At 46.9% G+C, this 20,648-nt stretch carries 12 protein-coding genes; 2 read left to right on the top strand and 10 right to left on the bottom strand.

What is annotated here, in order from left to right:
• From SPSYN_RS10175 to SPSYN_RS10130, 10 genes are all read right to left on the bottom strand, one after another.
• Positions 1-377, bottom strand: a 377-nt coding sequence (locus SPSYN_RS10175) for a hypothetical protein (protein WP_161822385.1), incomplete at its 3' end; no start/stop codon positions are given.
• 213 nt (positions 378-590) lie between these two features.
• Positions 591-1,244 (bottom strand): IS110 family transposase, encoded by a 654-nt coding sequence (locus SPSYN_RS10170; protein WP_243153010.1) that lies wholly within the window; start codon positions 1,242-1,244, stop codon positions 591-593.
• Between the two features lie 227 nt (positions 1,245-1,471).
• A complete protein-coding gene (locus SPSYN_RS10165; protein WP_161822384.1) occupies positions 1,472-1,828 on the bottom strand; it encodes a DUF7674 family protein in 357 nt (118 codons plus the stop codon).
• An 8-nt stretch (positions 1,829-1,836) separates the two neighbouring features.
• A complete protein-coding gene (locus SPSYN_RS10160; protein WP_161822383.1) occupies positions 1,837-4,020 on the bottom strand; it encodes an RHS repeat domain-containing protein in 2,184 nt (727 codons plus the stop codon).
• Positions 3,927-6,203: an RHS repeat domain-containing protein gene (locus tag SPSYN_RS10155; protein WP_161822382.1), complete on the bottom strand. Its 2,277-nt coding sequence runs from the start codon at positions 6,201-6,203 to the stop codon at positions 3,927-3,929. Before SPSYN_RS10155 ends, SPSYN_RS10160 begins: the two co-directional genes overlap by 94 nt.
• Before the next feature lie 167 nt (positions 6,204-6,370).
• The gene (locus tag SPSYN_RS10150) at positions 6,371-6,901 is read right to left on the bottom strand and encodes a Kelch repeat-containing protein (protein WP_161822381.1); all 531 of its coding nucleotides are present in this window, start codon (positions 6,899-6,901) and stop codon (positions 6,371-6,373) included.
• A 686-nt stretch (positions 6,902-7,587) separates the two neighbouring features.
• On the bottom strand, positions 7,588-8,160 hold the full coding sequence (locus SPSYN_RS10145) for a hypothetical protein (RefSeq protein WP_161822380.1): 573 nt from the start codon (positions 8,158-8,160) through the stop codon (positions 7,588-7,590).
• Positions 8,161-8,429: 269 nt separating this feature from the next.
• The gene (locus SPSYN_RS10140; protein WP_161822379.1) at positions 8,430-8,633 is read right to left on the bottom strand and encodes a hypothetical protein; all 204 of its coding nucleotides are present in this window, start codon (positions 8,631-8,633) and stop codon (positions 8,430-8,432) included.
• Positions 8,634-8,645: 12 nt separating this feature from the next.
• Entirely contained in the window at positions 8,646-14,258 is a 5,613-nt protein-coding gene (locus tag SPSYN_RS10135; protein WP_161822378.1) for an RHS repeat domain-containing protein, read from the bottom strand.
• A gap of 63 nt (positions 14,259-14,321) precedes the next feature.
• The gene (locus SPSYN_RS10130) at positions 14,322-16,994 is read right to left on the bottom strand and encodes a Kelch repeat-containing protein (RefSeq protein WP_161822377.1); all 2,673 of its coding nucleotides are present in this window, start codon (positions 16,992-16,994) and stop codon (positions 14,322-14,324) included.
• 654 nt (positions 16,995-17,648) lie between these two features.
• Here SPSYN_RS10130 and SPSYN_RS10125 point away from each other — a divergent pair.
• The gene (locus SPSYN_RS10125; protein ID WP_161822376.1) at positions 17,649-19,799 is read left to right on the top strand and encodes a Tex family protein; all 2,151 of its coding nucleotides are present in this window, start codon (positions 17,649-17,651) and stop codon (positions 19,797-19,799) included.
• 166 nt (positions 19,800-19,965) lie between these two features.
• On the top strand, positions 19,966-20,607 hold the full coding sequence (locus tag SPSYN_RS10120; RefSeq protein WP_161822375.1) for an HAD-IA family hydrolase: 642 nt from the start codon (positions 19,966-19,968) through the stop codon (positions 20,605-20,607).
• The last annotated feature ends 41 nt before the right edge of the window (positions 20,608-20,648 follow it).

The raw sequence follows: 20,648 nt of genomic DNA, 5'->3' as shown, positions 1-20,648 counted from the left end.
AATTTAGCGTCTTTGTCGTAATATTTCTCCAGGGTGCTGTATGTCCCGCCGGAGGATGAGGAGGAGTCAACATGGTATACTCTACCGTCACCGGTATGGTAGTATAGTTCTTTTTTAAAGTAAATTCTTCCATTACTTTCGTAGCCTATCTTTTCCACCTGTACGGAGGGGAAGCAGAAAGACCAGCCCAGGCCAAGGTTGTACCTGTTCTGATAGTAGGTTGCGTAATCGCTGTATCCGCCTCTGTCCCCTGATGTACGGAGGTCTCCCCACAACGCTTGATTGCTCTGGTACAGTCGGCTGATGTTTAGGTCCAGGCCGTTTCTGCCCGGTAGTGTGGTCTGGTGTGTTGTAATACTGCAAATTAAAATCTCCAAAAACAGGGGTTTTACCGCAAATTAAAATAGTGGCACTGTATTTTAAAAACTAGATAGACCGCCACTAAAGATATTCTTAATGATAGTATAATAATGAATAATATAGGGCTTATTTGTCCGTCAGTCCGTCCGTCAAATGATCACAATTAACTTTCTGCACCTACACCCTATGGAAATTTAATTTGCTGTTTGTCGAGATTTTAAAGTGCAGCTCTACACTTTGGTGTAGTTCGAGGATATAGCTTTTAATTCGGCCCTTAATTCTTCTGCTGTCTTGCCTTTCAGATGACCGGGTGACGGATAGGTTTTCCAAAAGTACAATGCCGTTTTCCGGTCGATTTCACAAAAGAATTTACGGTAACTGGGGTATGCGTTTGTCAGTTGCTCATGCAAACCATTTTTCAGCCGGATACCGTATTTGACAAGGGTGTCCCGGCGATTGACAAGCTGTGACAGCGTCCAATGGTTATCTTCCGGCTTTGCGTCGGGCAGGGTGTGAAGCTGGTTGATCAGCACCGTTGCCACGCAGTAAGCGTCATGCTCATCGTTTTTCTTCATCATGGGTGCGCTTTTGCGCTGGTCATAGGCTAAAGATGGATTTACGTCTTTCACCGTATAGCCTTTTTCAATGAGCCATACCGCAAGGCTTCTGCCGTAGCCGTAGGCAATTTCCAGGCCATAAATCGGCGATAAATTCAGTCTTAATGCTGCTTTATCAACCTCCTTTGCCAACTTATTAAACTCGCTGGGCTTGTTTTCAATGACAATTACATCTAATTTTTCATTCCAGCAATTCACCAGAACGGCGGTATGGGTGTCCTTATGCAAGTCCATACCGACATAGAGGTAGTTTTCTCTTCTCTGCATATCATCCCTTCTTTTGTCCTGCCATCCACATAAAGCCCGAGTACCGGCAACCGGGGTCGCAGAGCGCCCCAGCACGGCTTACATCAGCCCGCAATGCGGGCTGGAAACACCTTTTTAACGGGATCGGATTTGCAGCCTCGGGATTGAAACCGGGGTTATGAGCTGTGGAAATCCGCATTTGTCAAGGAACCATATCGGGGTCATTGCTGACCCCGATAGCAGAGATATTAAGCCCAACCAAAGTCTTTTTCTAAAACCTGCAAACTTTCTTGTGTTTTCAACCCAAGCTGATTTCTTATAATCTTTAAGAAATCTCTTTCTGATAATAAAGGCTCTAACACTGAAACTACCACGATTTCTTGAATTTTTTCATCCTCGCATGAAATCATTTCTTCTAACAATTCAATAACCTGTAGCTTTGTATTCTGATCCTCAGATTGCATAACTTCTCTGAAATATGGAACAAATACTATTTCGAAAACCAAATGTGGAAGTCCTTCTACATAGTCTTTTTCTTCATTGTACCTTCTTGATACTTCTGGAAATCTTGATGATAGCACATCAATAATATTCTCGTATCTCAAATCACCACCTACTTTCCGGCTAAAGCATTAGTCAAATCATTTATCAATGCTTTAGCTATATTAGCGTCTTGTGTTGATAGAGTACCGCTTTTAAGCAGATTATTTAACCCATTTATGCTTTCTTGTCCCTTAGTCGTATGGAATTTACCACCGGTTGCTATTCCGGTCTGTATCTCATTGCGTATGGCATCCATAGTTGTACCACTTCCAATTTTATTCGGGTTATTCTGCCCTTTATATAAATTGTCAATTATATTATTTAGCTTTTGATTTGATGCCACTGGTCTAACATTTAAGTCAAGCTTCCCCGCGCCCTTACTTACAACTTTCCCCGCACCCTTCAAAACCTTAGCCTTACCAACAAAAAAGAACGTTGCCGCCGACGCACCGGCCTTAGCATCTGCCCAACTCAAATCTTCATTGGTTAGCTCATCGTAATTTTCAGGCCCCACCAAACCTTCCCTAACAAATATTATAGCGCCTTCAGGTGTTGTCTTTACTGCTGCCCAGCTGCTTTGCCAGTTATCACCGTTAAATACTTCACCAACACCTAGCTTTAAATCTTGCCAAGTTTCTTTAGCAGAATGACCCGTCGGGTCCAGATATCTTAGCGGGTTGTTGTAACAATACGCATACAGGTTTAGCGATAGTGGATTCGTTATGCCTCCCTCGTAGGTATCCCTCGAAATAAACCTCCCCACAGTCGGGTCATAATACCTGGCCCGCAGGTAGTACAGGCCGCTTTCGTCGTCATAATACTCTCCGGCATATTTCAGCGGCTGGGGTAATTGTTCCTGCTGGGAGAGAATATTTCCCCATTCGTCGTAGGTGTAGCTGTTGACGATATTGCCGTTTTGGTCGATTACCCGGGTTACGTCTCCGTGGCCGTTGTACAGGTAGTAGTAATAGCTGCCGCCTACTTTCCTGGCCAAAGCTTGGTTGCCCCAGATCGTCTGTGCGGTAACAAAGCCTCCGGCGTTGGATTCGGTGATGACTCTGCCGGTGTTGTCGTAGTGGTACCTGGTGGTGCCCGAAGGGGTTACTTTTTTAGTTCTCAATCCTTCGGGGTCGTAAGAATAGTTACTGGCCTGACCACCGGCGGTGAATGAGGCCAATTGGTCCCAGTTGTTGTAGCTAAATTCGCCGGATATAAATCCGTCCAGGCCGCTATCGTTGGGGGAGGCTACTGTCCGGTTGCCTCTGCTGTCGTATTGATAGCTGAGCTGCTCGCCGCCCGGCCTTTGTATTCCCGTCAGCCGGTTTAGGGCGTCGTAGGTGTAGTTGGTGGTCTGGCCGTTTTCGGTTACCGAGGTGATGTTGCCGTTGTTGTCGTAGGTGTAGCTGTATTGGGTGATGGTTTGGCTGCCCAGTTTGTTGTGCATGGTCTTGAGTCGGTTGAGGTTGTCGTAGGTGTATTCGGTACGTATGCTTGTCCCATCGGTTAATTGGGGATAGTTGACGGCTTTTACCATGCCGTCGCCGTAGTATTCGTAGGTGTAGTTTTTGCCGTCGGCGGTGACGGTGGTTAGTCTATTCAGGTTGTTGTATTGATAATTGGTGAATAAGTTACCCGGATGGGATACCTCAGTCCGGTTGCCCAGCAGGTCGTATTCAAAACCGGCAACGTAGCTTTCGGCGGTTATCCGGTAGCCGATTTGCCCGGTACAATAGAAAACATGTCTTAGGGTATCGCCGTTTAGGGGCTGGTATTTCTCCACGATGTCCAGGGGGTGGTAGTAATATTGTATCCGGTCTTGGTTGGCTGTTTTTTGGGATAGCCTGCTGTCCTGGTAATATTGTAGGGTGGTGATTTTGCCCGAGGCGTCTTTTATTTCCACCGGCAGGCCGTTGGCGTTGTATTTATAGGTGGTGGGCTGTCCCGCCGGAGGCTGTTTGGTTACTAAAACACCTCTTTCGCTATATTGCTGGACTGTGGGGAAGGTGGTGGCGCCCTGGTATTGTTGTATTTGGGTTAGCTCGCCCAAACGGTCGTAAGCGTAGTCGGTGATCTCGCCCAGAGGGTTGGTGACTTTAGTTAATTGGTTCAGGGCGTCGTAGCTGTACTGGGTGCTATTGTTCCTGGGGTCGGTTAGTTTGGTCAGGTTGCCGCCAGGTCGTATTCGTATTTTTCTTCTACGGCGGCTCCGCCCGATCCGTTGGGGTAGCCTTTCCTCGATATTGTCCGGTCCCACTGGTCGCTTGTTTCCACGTAATGGTTTTCGGCTATGCCGGTGTCCGACGGGACGAAGGTGGTGGTTTTGGTGCGGTTGATTAGGTTGTAGTTAAAGGCATGGTAGTTGCCCTGGGGGTCGGTGACTTTTTTGAGACGGTCCCATTCGTCACTTTGGTAGGTAGTCTGGTTGCCGTTGGCGTCTTTGAGCCAGGTTAGCTGATCATAGTTGTCGTAGCCATATATCCGTGGGACATATACCCCGCGATTATAGTCCCAGTATTGGGAAAAGAGCAGGTTGCCGTGATCGTCGTAGAGGTCAAGGGAATATTTGAATTGGGAGCCGTTTGCGGTGCTGTAGTTTTCAACGCCAAAGGTACGTTGAGGCGTCTCTATCCAAGAACCGGATAGATCAATATAGTTGTAATAGTCGGTGTGCTCTTCCACCACGTAGTTTCCGTCCTGTCCCGTTGACTGCGGGTGGGTTGTTTTTTTGAGTCTGCCTTGGGTGTCGTAGCTATAGCCGGTTGTGTTGCCCAGGGCGTCTGTTTCATTGGTTACGTTACCCCGGATAAATTCATAGCTTTTGTGTGTGGCGCTGGTTTTGGGAATACCTTCTTCGGTGTAGTAGCTGGTTATGGTACTGGGAAAGGCGTAGTAAGCTCCGGCATAGTTGTAGTCGGTTCTGGTGGTCCGGCCGTCGCTGTGCTGGATGTTTATTCCGGTGTGGTTGCCGGGGTGACTCGCGTCCCCGTACTGATAGTTGGTTGTTTCGCCTTTGGCGTTGGTGGCGGTGGCAATGCGTCCTAAGCTGTCGTAGTTTGTTGATTCGGTTAGTAGTAGATCGGGGTTTTGATAATAGCTTGTGGACGTTAAAAATTTATAGGTTGGATGATAGGTATAGCTAGTGGTGTGCCGGCTTTTTATCGTCGGGTCGTTCCACTGGGCCGGTGTTAGCAGCGCTGTTTCGGTGGCTATACCGCCCCAGTCGCTGTATGTGCAGCCCTGGTAGAATGTGTTGACGTTGCCGCCGGCGTTGTGTTGTTCGGTTTTAAGCCTGGTGGGTTTATCCAGAAAGACGGTGTTGTATTGCTCGTAGTAGGTGATCTCTTTATCGCCGCTGGTGGTGTTGTATTGCTCTTCTTTATATTTTAAGTCGCCTTTGTGGGCCGAATTGTATTGATAGGTATGTTTGATGGCCAGTCCGTTGTCCTGTTGCATGGTGCTGGTCGATTGGTTGTATGTGTAGGTACGGCGGTTATACGAGCCAAAGTATTCATCGCTGCTGTTTATTTTATTTTCATAGCGTTCGGCGACTCTATGGGTCTCGCAAAGACCGTGGCCCCCCAGCGGTTTGGTGGTTAGCCCATAATTGTATACCGTTTTGGAATTCCTCAGACGCATTTGGCTTAATAAAGCCCGGGCTACAGTGGGAGAGTCATTGTGTACAGCCGGGTCTAAAAAGTTAAAACGTTCTATGGTATTTGTATAAGAATATGTATCGTATAATTCTCCGTTGTAACTTCTGTATAGCAGCGGATATCTTCTTTGTTCGCGCCATGAGGTTACTTTATCCCCGTATTCATCCAATAGATACCAGGTAACTTCGGCTTGAACTCGTATTTTATCATACGTTACGGTGTAGCTGTTGGTCGCCGCGGGATCGGTAACATTAACGGTAATTGTCCCCGCTGCCGGATCTAAGGGGTCCTCGTTTTGATATAGTGTGTCGGTGTAAGTGAAGGTGACTTTTCGACCGATGCTGTCGGTAATTTCTGAGATCAGCGGCCAGGCCCGGTCAAACCTGACTTTATCCAGCCATACTGTGCCTCCTGTGCTGTCGTTATTTTCAGTAATTGCAAATTCAAATTGGATATACCTGGCCTCATCACTGGTTGGCATAGTACTTTGATCAAAATCCCACTCATTTTTGGCCCTGGGGGCTAAAAACCCCATTTGTATGACATCAAAGTTATGATCGTATACACGACACGAAAGCTGGGTGCTGCCGCTGGTTAGTTGATCATAAAAATAAGCGCTGTAATAGTATTCGGTGTTTGGCAATACCGGTATAAAGTTGGAAAGCGCTTTACTTTTCACAGTACCGCTGTACTTCAGCGATGATGTATCATCTTTGCCAAATGTCTCATCGTAAGAAAAGGGCGCTTTGATTCGCGATTCTCCTGCGGTCTTCCAAAGTCCCACAGTCTCTTCATATTCAAAGTCGTTGTTGGGGGTGTAGTTGGCTACCGGTTTTCCCGTATGTTTGAAGGTTATTTGGTTGTTGAAACGGTCTTTAATGCCCAGCAGTCGCCCGTCTTCGGCGAAATATTGTTTGGTCTGGTCGGCTGTGATGAAGGAGTACCGGCTGGTTACCTGGCCGTTGCTAAAACTGGTATCGCCGAGGTTAAATTTAGCGTCTTTGTCGTAATATTTCTCCAGGGTGCTGTATGTCCCGCCGGAGGATGAGGAGGAATCAACATGGTATACTCTTCCGTCACCGGTATGGTAGTATAGTTCTTTTTTAAAGTAAATTCTTCCACTGTATTTAAATAAACTCCGCTGCCAATACCGCCGATGGCATAAATCTTGCCGCTGACTTCCGCTGTTGCCAATGCATACCTTGGTGTAGGCATAGACGCTTTAATTTGCCAACTGCTTCCCTGGGTCATGGGGCGGTAGCTGTGGCTTTTAAGACGGATAACTAGGTCTTTGATGTTTTCGTTTAGTCGTGATTCGTATCCTTCCTTGGTTACTGCGTCTACACCGGTTGCTTTGTTGCCACTCAGTTCCATGTGGCACTGCAAAAGCAGTTCTTCATTTATGTGGTGATATAGCGATGTGAATTTCTCGTTCGGCTTCAGTTTAGCTATTTCTGTTATCCTAGCAAGTTTTGTTTCCATTTGCTTATCTACCCCTGTGTGTAGTAAATGTTTCCCTTGATAGGGCAATGATAGGTCACCGTCTTCCCGTCCACCATTTGGCTTCCTTACTTTTTATCGCTTGTAGGCCATACTCCCATTGTGCATGGAAGAGCAGGCGGGATCTCCCGAGTTGCCGCATCATAACATTGTGTAACGTGCCAAGGGCTTCGACCCCGGGGAAGTCATGTTCGTCTAACCTATAGCGTCGGACATGATGTTGCTTTCTGTGCAGTCCAGCACATCAGCCTTCCCGATTAAGGGATTTCGGGGCTCTATCTCCATTCAGCTCTCTGGCTTTCGGCCCGCTACCTCGTTTGCCTACGCTTAAATGTAAATGTTACCATTTACACTCCAAGGCTAACTACCAGTGGTCGGCTCAACCTTGCTGGGTGGGATTCACACCCACTATATGACGCGCCATTTCTCGGACGCACGGACTGTCCCCTTATGGTAGTAGTTGGGAATGGCGTTAGCCATGCCCAACTACTACCCGAGCATCGAAGTCGGATTTGGCGCAATGGAGTTGTAAACGGGGTCATGCTTTGTGAATTACTCATTTTTCAAGGGTTTCATAGGGGTCAAAATCATGACCCCTATGCCTTTTAATTAAAATGTGCAAAAACAGGCATGTACACAATTGCTCTAATTGACAACCTACACAATAATCATCTCTTTAGCGATTCTATAAACCTATCATACCATTCCATATTGGAATTATAATTATTTTTATTATACTCCCAATGTGCTTGGAAATTCTTTATGGAATTATTAAATTCAGGGTATTTTACTTTAAACTTTTCTAAAAATTCGATACTCCCTCCAATTACAGCATGTTCTTCATGCGATATAATTATTCCCCATTTACCCTGTGATGAATAAATTGCATTTTCAACATTAATGTCCATTTGCATATATTCATCATAAGAGGTAGATAAATCAAAAGACCAGTGCTTTAACTCATATTTAGTAACATCACAATTTTGTTTAAAAACATCTCCTATTGACTCAGTCTCAATTTCTGAAATATATACTTCTTCATCAACATAAAGATTACTTAAGGTAAGCATTAAAGCGGTATATTGCTTTTGTGCCAGATAATATCCATCAACTGGATACAGCAATTCTACTTTTTCAATTTCCTTTCTAAAGCAATCCTCAAAAGGATTATTTCCTAAGAATATATTAAAATACGATTTCGCTATTCTATCGAATGAGGATTCCGACAAGGCTCTAATCATTTTGTCGCACCCCCATCAATGAATTTAATTTTTCTTAATCCAGAAACTCCATTTACATCAATCGTTGGAGGTCCCGATTTGGAAGATGCTCTATAGGTGAACGTTAATCCATTTGAATCTTTGCCAACAAAAGTACCAGGTTTTACTTCCCTAATCGTATTTGGATTAACCTGCCCTTTAAAAAACTTAAATGCATCGTCAGCACTTCCTGAGCCGGGCCCAACAACTACCCGAGCACAGCAGTCAGGACTGTGTGACTCATATTCATATTACTCAATAATATCTGCAATATACAATGGAACATTATCTACTAATTTGCTTCGTAAACATTCTATATGACAAAATAACTGTTGCTCCTGCTGTAAATCTTGTTTTTTATCCCAATTTGATACTACAATAAGTGCAGTAATATCAAATTGGTTTGATTCTATATTTTTGTCACAAAAGCAACATTGATATTTCTGGTTGCTCATTTACTTGACACCTCACTTCCATCCATAGTTTTTGCTTAATCTGTTTAACGAGTTTTGCCCAATGTTCTTTAATGCAGTGACAACACCGTTTTCACTTTCAACAATAATATTAAATTTACCATTTCCAATATCTTTAATGTAAACACTAGCTCCATCTGTTTGCGTCATAACTTTTGATGGTGAAAGTTTTAAATCGCTTATATCTGAAGGAGTAAAACCTCTTGTTATTAGCCTTTCAGCACCATGCTTTGTGGTTTTAACAACGCTTTGAATTTCTTTTGTTGCCAAACTTTGTTTTAGCCTTTGATACTGGGCTGAGCTCGAAGCATATTCTCCTGCCTTACCCACCATTTCTAATACTTCATCGACACTCTTACCAAGTTGTTTGCTTAACCAAACAACTCCCTTTTGAACCGGTTTAGATAACTCTCCAAATCCAGTTCCCGCAGGAACCAGCAAGCCAATTGTATCCAGTCCTGCTGCAAGGTAATCCTTTTTTTGTATATCTATTGAAATTAGTCTCAAATCGTTTTGAGTATCAGGAGAAGTTAATACCTTAGAGGCATAAGCGTAAAGACCTAAAATTACTGGATTATGTCCGCTAGGGTCAACATTGTTCACCGGATCATTCTCACAGTACGTATACAAATTCAGGTTTAACGGGTTTGTTACATTTCCTTCATCACTATCCTTCGATATAAACCTCCCCACAGTCGGGTCATAATACCTGGCCCGCAGATAGTACAGGCCGCTCTCGTCGTCATAATACTCTCCGGCATATTTCAGCGGCTGGGGTAATTGTTCCTGCTGGGAGAGGATATTTCCCCATTCGTCGTAGCTATAGCTGTTGACGATATTGCCGTTTTGGTCGATTACCTTGGTTACATCTCCGTGACCGTTGTACAGGTAGTAGTAATAGCTTGTGCCTACTTTCCTGGCCAAAGCTTGGTTGCCCCAGATCGTCTGTGCGGTAACATAGTCGCCGGCGTTGGATTCGGTGATGACTCTGCCGGTGTTGTCATAGTGGTACCTGGTGATGCCGGAAGGGGTAACTTTTTTGGTCCTCAGCCCTTCGGGATCGTAAGAGTAGTTATTGGTCTGACCACCAGTAGTGAATGTGGCCAATTGGTCCCAGTTGTTGTAGCTAAAGTCGCCGGGTATAAATCCGTCCAGACCGCTATCGTTAGGGGAGGCTACTGTCCGGTTACCCCTGCTGTCGTATTGATAGCTTACATGTTCACCGCCCGGCCTTTGTATTCCTGTAAGCCGATTCAGGGCGTCGTAGGTGTAGTTTGTAGTTTGACCGTTTTCGGTTACCGAGGTGATGTTGCCGTTGTTATCGTAGTTGTAGCTGTATTGGGTGATTGTTTGGCTGCCTAATTTGTTGTGCATGGTCTTGAGTCGGTTGCTGTTGTCGTAGGTGTATTCGGTACGCATGCTTGTCCCATCGGTTAATTGGGGATAGTTGACGGCTTTTACCATGCCGTCGCCGTAGTATTCGTAGGTGTAGTTTTTACCGTCGGCGGTGACGGTGGTTAGTCTGTTCAGGTTGTTGTACTGGTAGTTGGTGGCTAAGTTGCCCGGATGGGTTACTTTAGTCCGGTTGCCCAGCAGGTCGTATTCAAAACCGGCAACGTAGCTTTCGGCGGTTATCCGGTAGCCGATTTGCCCGGTACAATAGAAAAGATATCTCAGGGTATCGCCGTTTAGGGGCTGGTATTTCTCCACGATGCCCAGGGGGTAGTAGTAATATTGTATCCGGTCTTGGTTGGCTGTTTTTTGGGATAGCCGGCTGTCCTGGTAATATTCCAGGGCGGTGATTTTGCCCGAGGCGTCTTTTATCTGCACCGGCAGGCCGTTGGCGTTGTATTTATAGGTGGTGGGCTGTCCCGCCGGGGGCTGTTTGGCTACCATGGCGCCTCTTTCACTGTACTGCTGGACTGTGGGGAAGGTGGCGGCGCCCTGGTATTGTTTTATCTGGGTCAGATCTCCCAAACGGTCATAAGCGTAGTCGGTGATCTCTCCCAAAGGGTTGGTGACTTTAGTTAATTGGTTCAGAGCGTCGTAGCTGTACTGGGTGCTGTTGTTATTGGGGTCGGTTAGTTTGGTCAGGTTACCGACCAGATCGTATTCGTATTTTTCTTCAACGGCAGCTCCGCCCGGCCCGTTGGGGTAGCCTTTTCTCGATATTGTCCGGCCCCACTGATCGCTTGTTTCCACGTAATGGTTTTCGGCCGCGCCGGTGTCCGACGGGACGAAGGTAGTGGTTTTGGTACGGTTGATTAGGTTGTAATCAAAGGCATGGTAGTTACCCTGGGGGTCGGTGACTTTTTTTAGGCGGCCCCATTCGTCACTTTGGTAGGTGGTTTTGTTGCCGTTGGCGTCTTTGTGCCAGGTTAGCTGATTATAGCTGTCGTAGCCATATACAGCCGGGACATATACCCCGCGATTATAGTCCCAGTATTGGGAAAGGAGCAGGTTACCGTGATCGTCATAGAAATCAAGAGAATATTTGAATTCGGAGCCGTTTGCGGTACTGTAGTTATAGACGCCAAAGGTACGTTGAGGCGTTTCTATCCAAGAACCGGATAGATCAATATAGTTATAATAGTCGGTGTGCTCTTCCACCACGTAGTTTCCGTCCTGTCCCGTTGACTGCGGGTGGGTTGTTTTTTTGAGTCTGCCTTGGGTGTCGTAGCTATAACGGGTTGTGTTGCCCGAGGCGTCTGTTTCACTGGTTACGTTACCCCGGATAAATTCATAGCTTTTGTGTGTGGCGCTGGTTTTTTGTACGCCTTCCTCGGTGTAGTAGCTGGTTATGGTGCTGGGAAAGGCATAATAAGCCCCGGCATAGCTGTAGTCGGTCCTGGTGGTCCGGCCGTCGCTGTGCTGGATGTTGGTTCTGGTGCAGTTGCCGGGGTGGTTTGTGTCCCCGTATTGGTAGTTGGTTGTTTCGCCTTTGGCGTTGGTGGCGGTGGCAATGCGTCCCAGGCTGTCGTAGCTGGTTGATTCGGTCAGTAACAGCCCGGGCTTTTGATAATAGCTTGTGGATGTTAAAAATTTATAGTCGGGATGATAGGTATAGCTGGTGGTGTGCCGGCTTTTTTCGGTCGGGTTGTTCCACTGGGCCGGTGTCAGCAGCGCTGTTTCGGTGGCTATGCCGCCCCAGTCGCTGTATGTGTAGCCCCGGTAGAATGTGTTGACGTTGCCGCCGGCGTTGTGTTGTTCGGTTTTAAGCCTGGTGGGTTTATCCCGGAAGACGGCGTCGTATTGCTCGTAGTAGGTGATCTCTTTATCGCCGCTGGTGGTGTTGTGTTGCTCTTTTTTGTATTTTAAGTCGCCTTTATGGGCCGAATTGTATTGATAGGTATGTTTGATGGCCAGTCCGTTGTCCTGTTGCATGGTGCTGGTCGATTGGTTGTATGTGTAGGTACGGCGGTTATACGAGCCAAAGTATTCACCGCTACTGTTTACTTTATTTTCATAGCGTTCAGCGACTTTATGGGTCTCGCAAAGACCGTGGCCCCCCAGCGGTTTGGTGGTTAGCCCATAATTGTATACCGTTTTGGAATTCCTAAGTTCCATTTGGCTTAATAAAGCCCGGGCTACAGTGGGAGAGTCACTGTGTACAGCCGGGTCTAAAAAGTTAAAACGTTCTATGGTATTTGTATAAGAATATATATCGTATAAATCCCCGTTGTAACTTCTGTATAGCAGCGGATATCTTCTTTGTTCGCACCATGAGGTTATTTTATTGCCCTCTTCATCCAATAGATACCAATCAACTTCGGCTTGAACCCGTATTTTATCATACGTTATGGTATAGCTGTTGGCCGCCGCGGGATCGGTAACATTAACGGTAATTGTCCCCGCTGCAGGATCTAAAGGGTCCTCGTTTTGATACAGCGTGTCGGTGTAAGTGAAGGTGACTTTTCGACCGATGCTATCGGTAATTTCGGAGATCAGCGGCCAGGCCCGGTCAAACCTGACTTTATCCAGCCATACTGTGCCGTCTATGTCATCGCCTAGGTCGGTATTATAAAATTCAAATTGGACATATCTAGCCTCATCATTGGTTGGCATAGAGCCTTGCTTAAAATTCCAGGTATTTTTGGCGTTGGGGCCAATAGCTCCCATTTGTATGACATCAAAGTTATGATCGTATACACGACACGAAAGCTGGGTACTGCCGCTGGTTAGTTGATCATAAAAATAAGCGCTGTAATAGTATTCGGTGTTTGGCAATACCGGTATAAAGCTGGAAAGCGCTTTACTTTTCACAGTACCGCTGTACTTCAGCGATGATGTATCATCTTTGCCAAATGTCTCATCGTAAGAAAAGGGCGCTTTGATTCGCGATTCTCCTGCGGTCTTCCAAAGTCCCACAGTCTCTTCATATTCAAAGTCGTTGTTGGGGGTGTAGTTGGCTACCGGTTTTTCCGTATGTTTGAAGGTTATTTGGTTGTTGAAACGGTCTTTAATGCCCAGCAGTCGCCCGTCCTCGGCGAAATACTGTTTGGTCTGGTCGGCTGTAATGAAGGAGTACCGGCTGGTTGTCTGGCCGTTGCTAAAACTGGTATCGCCGAGGTTAAATTTAGCGTCTTTGTCGTAATATTTCTCCAGGGTGCTGTATGTCCCGCCGGAGGATGAGGAGGAATCAACATGGTATACCCTACCGTCACCGGTATGGTAGTATAGTTCTTTTTTAAAGTAAATTCTTCCATTACTTTCGTAGCCTATCTTTTCCACCTGTACGGAGGGGAAGCAGAAAGACCAGCCCAGGCCAAGGTTGTACCTGTTCTGATAGTAGGTTGCGTAATCGCTGTATCCGCCTCTGTCCCCTGATGTACGGAGGTCTCCCCACAATGCTTGGTTGCTCTGGTATAGCCGGCTGATGTTTAGGTCCAGGCCGTTTCTGCCCGGTAGTTTGATGTCCGTTTGTTTGACTGTTAGATCGCCGGTCTGGGGGGAGATGATTTCATCTATATCTGCCCAAGCGGAATATTGTTCGTTGTTAACTCCGTTTGTGGTTGACGGGCCAACAAACGCGCTGTACCACGCCTGGTCTTCACCGGAGCTAGCTGCCGCTGCCAGGGCTTCATGGTTTGTTGCGCCGTAGACTTCACGGGATACGGATGATGTAGCGGGCGGTGTTGTTCCATATACTTCATCTGATATTGTGCGCCCTTGGGCCAGTAGTTCATCTAAAAGGTCCTGCCTGTTATTGCTGATCAGGCTGTTATATAGTTCCGCTGAGATTGGTTTGCCTAGCGTTTCCAGCGGGTCCCGCTTGTTTTTTTCTTCTTGAAGCGTCTTGAGGCTGTTAAGTGATTCGTTTGCCTGCATTTTCAGAGCGGCGGCTTCTTTTGATGTTGGAGGTAGCGGTTCGGTTTTTTCTATTTGTATGAATTTATCTAGCTTGAAATCTATGGGCGTTGTCTTATCATCATCTGCTTCCCCGGATAACAAGGGGTAGTTACCAAGCTGGGGCAGTGAGTTTTCTAAGTTGGCTATTTTATCGGCATCTGTAAGGGCTGTTGCCGCGCCGCTGTTTTGGGCCAAAGCGGGGAGCGGTATGTTGATGAGAAAAGTTATAATCAGTATATACACAAGGCACTTTTTCATCCGTTTATCTCCTTTCCGATGTTTCATATTTTAGTTGATCTGTTGTTTGACTGATTAGTTAGGTTACTGTGTTAGTATCCGGCGGAGCAAATTCCCGTTGGCATCGTATTGGTAGTCGATGGTTTGTCCCGGCGGTGTAATAATATAATCCAAGCAGTTGTTAGCGTCGTATTGATATTGATATGAATCGACGGATGGTAGACTTAATTCTTCTACTGTATTTAAGGTGCCGATGCTGTTATTAAACCCGCCGATCGCATATATTTTGGTGCCTGCCGCCGCCGCTGCCAAATACCCTCTGGCTGTAGGCATGCTTGCTTTGGTTGTCCAAGTATTTGTGACGGGGTCGTATTCTTCTAACAAGTTTAAGGTATCACCATCGTAGAAATGTCTTCCACCAATTGCATAGATCTTTTCGTTTGCTGCTGCCGCTGATAACACAAATCTTGGCATTGGCATTCCTACTTTAGCCGTCCAGGTATTTGTTACCGGGTGATATTCTTCTATCGTATTTAAACTATTAAATAAGCTATCATTAAAACCACCGATTGCATAGATCTTTCCATTGATTACTGCCGCCGCTAAATAGTTTCTTGATGTTGGCATATTTGCCTTTGTCGTCCAGGTATTTGCCACGGGGTCATACTCTTCTACTGTATTTAGAAATCCGTTATTATTGTTGCCGCCAATTACATAGATCTTCCCATTGACTGCTGCCGCTGCCAATAAACACCTTGATGTGGGCATAGATGCTTTTGTCATCCAGGTATCTGTGGCGGGGTCATATTCTTCTATCGTATTTAATTTAGTATTGTAATTGTTGATACCGCCGATTGCATAGATCTTACCGTTTACTGCTGCCGCTGCCAGCCAGGTTCTTGCAGTCGGCATACTTGCTTTTGTGGTCCAGGTATTTGTTGCAGGATTATATTCTTCTAATGTGTTTAAATAACCGCTAACATCGTTATATCCCCCGATTGCATAAATTTTCCCGTTTACTGCTGCCGCTGCCAGACCGTATCTCGCTGTGGGCATACTTGCTTTTATGTTCCAGATTTCACCGGAATACAGGCTGTATCTTTCAGTAGTCTGATAAACTGATTCTGAGTCGGTAGTATCACCATAAATAAATTCTGTATCTGTTGTATCGACATATACTAAATCGGTGACCGAGATGTCTTTATATACTGAGCTATCGACAGATATGTCTTTATTGTGTTCATTGATCAACGGTTCTTTATTTGCCGGAAAGGGGGATGATACGGCTCTGCCGCAATTGATCTTGTTGCCGCTAATTATTTGATTGGTCAGGTTAGGCATTTGGTCGGATGATTCTATAATAACCTGCCTTATCTCTGAAGCGCTTGCGTTTTTATGTTTTCCTAGTATCAGTGCCGCTTCGCCCGATACGAAGGCGGCTGCTTGGGAGGTGCCGCTGCTCTTGCCGTTTCTGTTGCCGGGTGTGGCGCTGATGATGTTTTCGCCTGGGGCGGCAACGTTAACAGTTGTTTTGCCATAGTTCGAATAGCCGGATAATTTTCCGTCTTTATTTAGTGAGGCAACTGTAATAATGTTAGTCCCTCTGTATGATCCGGGATAGACTGGGTTGGCGTCGATGTTGGTATGGCTGTTGCCTGACGCGCATATAAAGAGCATGTTAGAGTGAACAATGGCTTCTTTTAAGGCCGGGTTGTCAAAGCTTATCCCCCAGCTGCAGTTGGCTACTTTAGCACCTTTTTCTTCAGCATAGGCGATGGCTTCGATGATGTCGCTGGTATAGGCTGTACCGTTTTTAAAGATTTTCAGTGGCATGATCGTGGCATCCGGGGCCACACCGGCAATTATTCCCGCTATATGTGTCCCGTGCCATTCGTCGTATTCATGGCCGGACTTGTGTACTGCGCTATTGTTGCCGGGGAAGTTCCAACCGGTTGTATCGTCTATATAGCCGTTGCCGTCGTCGTCGATGCCGTTGCCGGCTGTTTCGGCGGTGTTGGACCAGATCCTATGGGCCAGATCGCGGTGGGTGGTGTCGATGCCTGTGTCCAATACGGCAACTATGGCTCCTTCTCCTTGGGATTTTGACCAGGCGGCTTTTAGGTTGATGTCGGCTAGGTCGACAGGTGTACCGGTGTTGGTTGGGGTGGAGGGAAGCCCTTGCAGGTGTTCGGGCAGGTCGTTTTGCTGCATGGCTGTTTCCGCATCCAGTGATGCGGCGGTTAGCTGGTAGTCGGGTTGGATGTAGGCGATTGCGCTGCCTGCATTTTGGTTGTTTATTTTTGTTACGAGGTCTTCTTGTTTCATGGCTGTTTTTGTGGTTATGACGCTAAAGTCTTTAAAGCGGTGGTATTTAAAGTTTTTAAGCTGTTTTAGATCTTCGCTGATGGCAGCGGTAAGGGTGCTTTTGCTTTGCTCGTTTTTAAATTTAACGATGAAGCGGTTGGTTTTGTAGTCGTTTGCTCCAGATGGCAAACGGTCGAGCAGTATTGGTGCGTAAGTTTGTTCGGCAACACTTTGATTCTGCGGGTTTTGAAGTTTTGGATCGCTGCCGGGTGTATCCTGGTCGGGGTTGATATCTTCCATTGTGCTTGAAGTGCCGGTTTCAGTTGATGGTGTTTCCAATGACGCTTCGTGGTGATGATTTGTGTCGGCTAATAACGGTGATGGTATTGTTGAAAGAGTCAGAGCGAGCGCCAGGGACAATGCGATAAATGTTTTTAATCGACCTTTTCTCAATTGTCTACCTCCTTTTTTGAATATGGGTATTTTACATATATTTAAAAGCCCTCCATTGCGAAATGAATCGCACTGGAGGGCTTTTATTGTTCCCTGCGTATACCATTCTTTCCACAACGGGAGGCACAATTGTTTTTAACGCGTGCTTGGTCGGTCAGTCAGGTTACCATAACTGCTATGGTTCCAGGTAAAGTGACCTTTTAGTAGTATAGCATACCAGTTTAGGAAAAATATGTCGTATCTTGTATCCAAGTCATTATAATTTTCGATTTTTTATTGTGCTATGGCAGCCATGGTTAGGTCGGATTCCATAAGAACTGTCCAAGAAGTTTCCTGAAGTTTAAAAGTTCCCCATTTACTTTACCTTTTGGGGAAATTGCGGTAGGTCAATTAGGCCTACCGCAATTTCCCCGATCACCGTTATCTGGTTCTTATCGGCAGGGGTTTCCTTAATACTGAATCACTGCAGCTATGAAACCTGCTCAGAAAGTCCTTCTTCAAAAGTAGCAAGCCTTAAAATACTGTTTTTTATGAAATACCATTTGATTTTGAGTAAATAACCTTTTAGGTCTTTGATAAAAAAGAAAAATGGTGTTTAATATATCTTGTTGCATGGTTCTCTTAGTTTTTATTAATGGAAGGAGTATAAGCCGGATGCCCAACGAATTGTCCAACGATATATTGCAAACTGTGACCAGGGAAACCGGTATTCCCCGGCATAAAGTTGAAAGCACGGTTCAGCTGTTGGAAGCAGGGAACACAGTCCCCTTTATCTCCCGGTATCGTAAAGAGGTAACCGGCGAGCTGGACGAAGTGCAGATACGCCGCATTGAGGAACTGGTCAATTTTCACCGTCATCTGGGACAGCGTAAGGCCGAGGTGCTCCGGCTAATTGAAGAGCAGGGCAAGCTGACCGAAGAGCTCCAGGCGCGGATTGAGAGCGCTGTTAAATTAACTGAGGTAGAGGATTTGTACCGGCCCTTTCGGCAGAAAAGAAAAACCCGGGCCAGTGTAGCCCGTGATCGGGGTTTGGCACCGCTGGCCGATTATCTGCTGACCTTCCCGCAGTCCGGGAGCCCGGAGGCTGAGGCAGGTGCATATTTATCGGAAGCGGTACCTGCCGTGGAGGACGCCCTTCAGGGAGCGATGGATATCGTCGCCGAACTGGTAGCAGATGATCCGGATGTGCGCGGCTGGGTGCGGGATTATACCCGGCGGCAGGGCCGGCTGTTAACCAAGGCCAGGGACGCTGAAACTGAATCCGTTTACCAGATGTATTACGATTACCAGGAACCGGTGGAAAAAGTAGTGCCGCACCGGGTGTTGGCCATTAACCGGGGTGAGCGCGAAGACTACCTGAAAGTGGCGGTGCAGGTGGATGAGGAACCCGTGCTTGAGTGGCTGTATCGTCGATTTGTTAAACAAGGTACGGTTACGACAGGCCTCACTCAAAAAGCTGTGGCGGATGCTTATAAAAGGTTAGTGGCACCGGCCGTGGAACGCGATATTCGCAGTGAGTTAACTGCGGGGGCTGAAGCCCGGGCAGTGCAGGTTTTCGCCCGCAACCTGCGCAGTCTGCTGCTCCAGCCCCCGGTGCGGGATGTGGTGGTGCTGGCGGTAGATCCGGCCTACCGGACAGGGTGTAAATGGGCAGTGGTGGATGAGACCGGCAAGCTGTTGGAAGTAGGTGTAGTTTACCCGACGCCGCCCCAAAAAAAGATCGCTGAAGCCGAAGCAGTTTTGGCCAGAGTGGTAAAACAGTACGGGGTGCACGTGATCAGCATTGGTAATGGCACGGCCTCCCGGGAAACTGAGCAATTTGTGGCCGATTTTATTCAGAAATATAATCAACCGGGACTGGCTTACACCATTGTGAGTGAGGCTGGGGCCAGTGTTTATTCGGCGTCGGAGCTGGCTGCCCGGGAATTTCCTAAGCTGGATGTGTCCGCCCGCAGTGCTGTCTCAATCGCACGCCGGCTACAAGACCCGCTGGCTGAATTAGTAAAGATTGAACCCCGGGCAGTGGGTGTGGGACAGTACCAGCATGACGTAGCACCCAAACAGCTGAATGATAGCCTGGCCAAGGTAGTGGAGTCGGCCGTTAATTATGTAGGTGTCGATTTAAATACTGCTTCGGCGTCTTTGCTCGGTTATGTGGCTGGAATCAATGGTGTGGTAGCAGAAAATATTGTGCAATACCGGGAGCAAAACGGCCGGTTTAATAATCGCCGCCAGTTATCCCGGGTGCCCCGCCTGGGTCCGAAAACCTATGAGCAGTGTGTAGGCTTTATGCGGATTAGCGGAGGGGAAAACCTGCTTGATGCTACGCCCATACACCCTGAGTCCTATTCGCTAACAGCTAAGTTATTGGATTATTTAGGTGTCGATATGACTGCTGTTGGTAGCCCGGACCTGCGATCTAAACTGGCCAGGCTGAATGTTGAGGACGTAGCAGAAAAGCTGGCAGCCGGTGTGCCGACCTTGCGGGATATTGTGGACAGCTTGCTGCGTCCCGGTCGCGATCCCCGTGAAGAGCTGCCGCCGCCGGTTTTCCGGGTCGATGTGCTGAGCATAGAAGACCTGCAAATAGGGATGCTGCTGAAAGGCACCGTGCGTAATGTGGTGGATTTCGGTGCCTTTGTGGATATTGGTGTGAAACATGACGGTCTGGTGCATATATCCGAGCTGGCTGAAGGGTATGTGCGCCACCCACTGGATGTCGTGTCTGTGGGTGATGTGGTTACTCTTCGTGTAATTGATGTGGATGTGACACGCCATAGAATAGCTCTGTCCATGCGGGTATAACGGCAACGGCTCGGTAATTTAAAACAATGGATTCCAGCAGTTTGCCAATGCATCGTCCCGTAAATATGGCAATACCATAAAATTCTGTCTTTGGGTTGCGGTCCTGGTTAAATAATATTACCGCGGTAAGATTCAAAAGATGCTTAACCGCAGTGTGGAGGGTATAATGCTTAAAGATTACGTGCTATTTGACCTTGACGGTACCTTGCTGGATTCGCTACCGCTTATAGAAGCCACGTATTATCATGTATTCAATCAAATGAACATTCCCTGGGACGATGGGGCAGTGATGAAAACAGTGGGTTTACCTCTGCGTGACGCCTGCCGGCAGTTTGGCCGGGAAAGGTGGCAGGAACTGTTTGATAGCTATATCAACTACCAGCTGACCATACATGACCAGTATATCAAAGTCTACCCGGGCGCCCTCGAGACGCTGGCTGAAATAAAACCATTGCTTAATGGCATCGGGGTGGTGACTTCCAAACGACGTCAGATGGCGGAGCGAGGCCTTGCTGTGACTGGTTTAAGCAGTTATCTAGAACACCTGGTGTCCCTGGAGGATGTGGAAAACCCTAAACCCCACGGTGAGCCCGTGCTTAAGGGTTTAGATAAATTCGGGGCAAGTCCTGAGCAGGCAGTATTTGTAGGTGACAGTTACTATGATATGGAAACGGGGCGTAATGCCGGGGTGATTACCGTTGGGGTATCCTGGGGCATGGCCTCCAGGGAAGAATTGCAAGCCTGCCGTCCGGACTTTATCGTGGATACTTGGCCTGAGCTGGTTGGTGTGTTAAGAGGACGTAATTAACACTACAACGTAATATTGCTTATTTCGCTATGCCTGACAAA

It is taken from the genome of Sporotomaculum syntrophicum (assembly GCF_009932395.1).
Classification (GTDB): domain Bacteria; phylum Bacillota; class Desulfotomaculia; order Desulfotomaculales; family Desulfallaceae; genus Sporotomaculum; species Sporotomaculum syntrophicum.
This window is presented reverse-complemented; position numbering and strand designations above follow the sequence as displayed.